Origin of the sequence: Kineococcus glutinatus (assembly GCF_039542765.1) — a bacterium.
Classification (GTDB): domain Bacteria; phylum Actinomycetota; class Actinomycetes; order Actinomycetales; family Kineococcaceae; genus Kineococcus_A; species Kineococcus_A glutinatus.
In genome coordinates this window covers 1-3,451 of the sequence record NZ_BAABIL010000439.1, presented here as the reverse complement: position 1 = coordinate 3,451, position 3,451 = coordinate 1, and the positions used below count along the sequence as shown (strand labels likewise).

The following is a 3,451-nucleotide window of genomic DNA, read 5'->3' as shown; positions in this document are numbered from 1 at the left end:
AGCATGATGACGAAGCCGACCACCCCCACGACGACGTTCGGGGTGGCTACTCCGATGACGAGCAGCACGAGTCCTGCGACGAGGGCAGCACCGCCCACGAGGAGTCGTCGACGCGCGGTCTGGGCGCGGTGCGACCCGCGCATGGCCGACGCGAACTTCGGATCGTCCGCGGACAGCGCGCGCTCCATCTGCTCGAGCAGACGCTGCTCATGGTCCGAGAGCGGCACCTGTACCTCCTGGCGTGCGCACGGTGAGCTACAACCATAAGTCTCCCGACACGTTGGGGAAACTCGATCGAGGTGGGCGGGGACCGGCCCAGCCCTCCCCGTGCAACGTCCCGGCCGCCGCGGAGTTCCCGGACCGCCCCGGACCGGCCCCGGACCGGCCCCGGACCCGCCCCGGAGGACCTCAGCGGCGGGCGTGCAGGTGCAGGTGCGCGGCCAGCGGCAGCAGTTCCTCCACGTGCGCGGCCTGCGCGTCCAGGCGCCGCAACAGGTCGAGGTCGGCGTCGGAGCCCACGCTGGCGCCGGGCACCAGCTCGGAGAAGGTCCGCACGCCCTCCACCTGCGTCACGGTGAACCCCGCCTCCACGGCCAGCGCGGTGACGGCCGCCCGGTCGAGGCGGCGGCGCAGCGGATCGGCCGCACCCCAGCGCCGGTCCGGGTCCTCCAGCAGCCGCAGGGCCTGGGCGGCGGACCCGCTGAGGGCCCGTGCCAGCACGGCCGCCGGCCACTGGGCGACGAGCAGGCTGAGCGACCCACCCGGCCGCAGCGCCCCGGCGGCGGCGCGCAGCGTGGCGAGCAGCTCGTCGACGACCTCCAGGACCCCGTGGCAGAGCAGCAGGTCGGCACCGGCGGCGGGCAGCAGGGCCGCCAGGTCGGTGGCATCGCCCTGCACGCCGCGCACCCGGGCGGCCACGCCCGCCTCCGCGGTGCGCTGGGCCAGGGCGGCCAGCGCGTCGGGGCTGGGATCGACGACGGTGACGGTGTGCCCCAGGGAGGCGATGCGCACGGCGAGCCCGCCGGTGCCGCCACCGAGGTCGACCACCGAGCACCGCCGCTGCCCGTCGGATCCGGTGGCGCACCCCTCCAGCAGCCGCCGCACGCCGTCCCACAGCACCGCCGACGCCCGGGTCCCGCTGCGGTCCTTCGACACGCGCTCCTCCTGGATGCTCGCGGGGCTGCCCGCGGGTCCGGTACCGCCCCCACCGGGCGGCGCGCGCCCGCGCCCCGCGCCCACCCTAGACAGCGCCCGCCGCGGGACCGGGCCGGACGCACCCACCGGAGGGGCGCCTCAGCCACCCGGGACGGGTGGGGGCAGCAGCGGGACGGGCGGGAGGCCGAGCACGGTCTCCACGGCCCGGTGGAACGCCTCGGCCTGCCGCATGACCTCCTCGGCCGACTCCTCGTCGACCACCTCGTGCCGGCCGGCCTCGATGGCCGCGCGCCGCTGCGCGGAGGCGGCGAACACGGCGGCCCACCCGGCGAGCTCGGGAGCCACGAGCGGCAACGTCTCCCACGCGCTGCGGGGCGTGCTGCCGCCACGGCGGGGACGCGGGCGACCGCGCACGGCCAGCACGGCGGCGGCGCAGCGCAGGGCGGCGAGGTGGGCGTGGAGGTACCGCTCGGCGACGCCCTCGCTGCCCCAGGACTCCAGCAGGTCCAGCCGGGAGCGCTCCAGCAGGTCGAAGGCGGCCGGGGTGATGGGCAGGCGCTCGGCCGGGGCGGCGGCCGGGGCGGCCGCGGCGCCGGTGCGGGAGGGCGGGGTGCGGATGGTGGGCATCGTCGGGCTCCTCAGTCGCTGACGCACAGCAGCCGGCACGAGGCGCCGCCCGCCGTGGGACACCGGTACGACCCCCGGTGCCCCATCACACCCCACGGGTACGACAGAGCCCTCGGCTGAGGAGTCGGGGGAAGACGACTCGACGGTGGTGCCCCCGGTGGAGCGGCCTGCGGGAGCTTCCCCTTCTCCCGCAGACCGCACCGCCGGCTGCACCACCCCGTTCGAACGCGTGTTCGAACGGTTCGACGATACACCTCACCCCCCGCGCGGCGTCAACGGCGGAGGGTGACGGACGGCCCGGGATGGCGGACGGCGGGGATCAGCCCATGTGCGGGTAGCGGTGCTCGGTGGCCGGCACGAAGGTCTCCTTGATCGAGCGGGGGCTCGTCCAGCGCTGCAGGTTCAGCGCCGAACCCGCCTTGTCGTTGGTGCCCGAGCCGCGGCCGCCGCCGAAGGGCTGCTGCCCGACGACGGCACCCGTGGGGCGGTCGTTGACGTAGAAGTTGCCCGCCGCGAACCGCAGCACCCGCTCGGCGTGCGCGATCGCCGCGCGGTCCTGCGCCACGAACGCCCCGGTGAGGCCGTACGGGGCGCCCGACTCCGCCGCCACCAGCACCCGCTCGTAGTCGCCGTCGTCGTAGACGTGCACGGACAGCACCGGCCCGAAGTACTCCGTGCGGAAGCTCTCGTCGCCGGGGTCGTCGGCCAGCAGCACCGTGGGGCGCACGAACCAGCCCACCGAGTCGTCGTAGCCGCCCCCGGCCGCGACCGCCACGCCCGCCGCGGCGCGGGCCCGCTCGATCGCGTCGACGTTCTTGCGCCAGGCGCGCGCGTCGATCAGGGCACCGGTGAAGTTCGACAGGTCCCGCACGTCGCCCACGGTCAGCGCGTCGGTCTGCTCGCAGAACTCCCCGCCCATCCGCCGCCACACCGAGCGCGGCACGTAGGCGCGGGAGGCCGCGGAGCACTTCTGCCCGGAGTACTCGAACGCCCCGCGCAGCAGCGCCACCCGCAGCACGTCCGGATCGGCCGAGGGGTGCGCCAGCACGAAACCCTTGCCGCCGGTCTCCCCCACCAGCCGCGGGTAGGTGCGGTAGCGCGGCAGGTTGCGGCCCACCTCCTGCCACAGGTGCTGGAACGTCGCGGTGGAACCGGTGAAGTGGACGCCCGCGAGCCCCGGGTCGGCGAGAACCACGTCGGAGACCACCGGCCCGGTGCCGTGCACGAGGTTGACCACGCCCGGCGGCAGCCCGGCCGCCTCCAGCAGCCGCATCGTGAAGTGCGCCGCGAACGCCTGGGTGGGCGAGGGCTTCCAGACCACGACGTTGCCCATGAGGGCCGGTGCCGTCGGCAGGTTGCCGGCGATCGCGGAGAAGTTGAACGGCGTGACGGCGTAGACGAACCCCTCCAGCGGCCGGTGGTCGGTGCGGTTCCACGTGCCCGGGGAGCTGACCGGCTGCTCGGTGAGGATCCGGCGCGCGAAGTGGACGTTGTAGCGCCAGAAGTCGACCAGCTCGCACGGGGCGTCGATCTCAGCCTGCTGCGCCGTCTTGGACTGCCCCAGCATCGTCGCCGCCGCCAGCACCTCCCGCCACGGGCCGGCCAGCAGGTCCGCGGCCTTGAGGAACACCGCGGCCCGGTCCTCGAACTCCAGCGCCGCCCAGCCGGC

At 75.7% G+C, this 3,451-nt stretch carries 4 protein-coding genes; all 4 read right to left on the bottom strand.

Annotated features, from left to right (window positions below; translation table 11 throughout):
* On the bottom strand, positions 1 to 227 hold a 227-nt coding region (locus ABEB16_RS15445; protein WP_345713117.1), incomplete at its 3' end, for a DUF3040 domain-containing protein.
* Between the two features lie 181 nt (positions 228 to 408).
* Positions 409 to 1,155, bottom strand: coding sequence for a class I SAM-dependent methyltransferase (locus ABEB16_RS15440; RefSeq protein ID WP_345713116.1), 747 nt, complete (start codon positions 1,153 to 1,155; stop codon positions 409 to 411).
* A 138-nt stretch (positions 1,156 to 1,293) separates the two neighbouring features.
* Complete coding sequence (locus ABEB16_RS15435) at positions 1,294 to 1,782, bottom strand: SAV_6107 family HEPN domain-containing protein (RefSeq protein ID WP_345713115.1); 489 nt, start codon at positions 1,780 to 1,782, stop codon at positions 1,294 to 1,296.
* 319 nt (positions 1,783 to 2,101) lie between these two features.
* On the bottom strand, positions 2,102 to 3,451 hold a 1,350-nt coding region (gene pruA, locus ABEB16_RS15430; protein WP_345713114.1), incomplete at its 5' end, for an L-glutamate gamma-semialdehyde dehydrogenase.

Bases quoted from the DNA above. Each gene is read 5' to 3' on its own strand.
- ABEB16_RS15435 (WP_345713115.1), bottom strand. From the start codon at position 1,782: ATGCCCACCATCCGCACCCCGCCCTCCCGCACCGGCGCCGCGGCCGCC.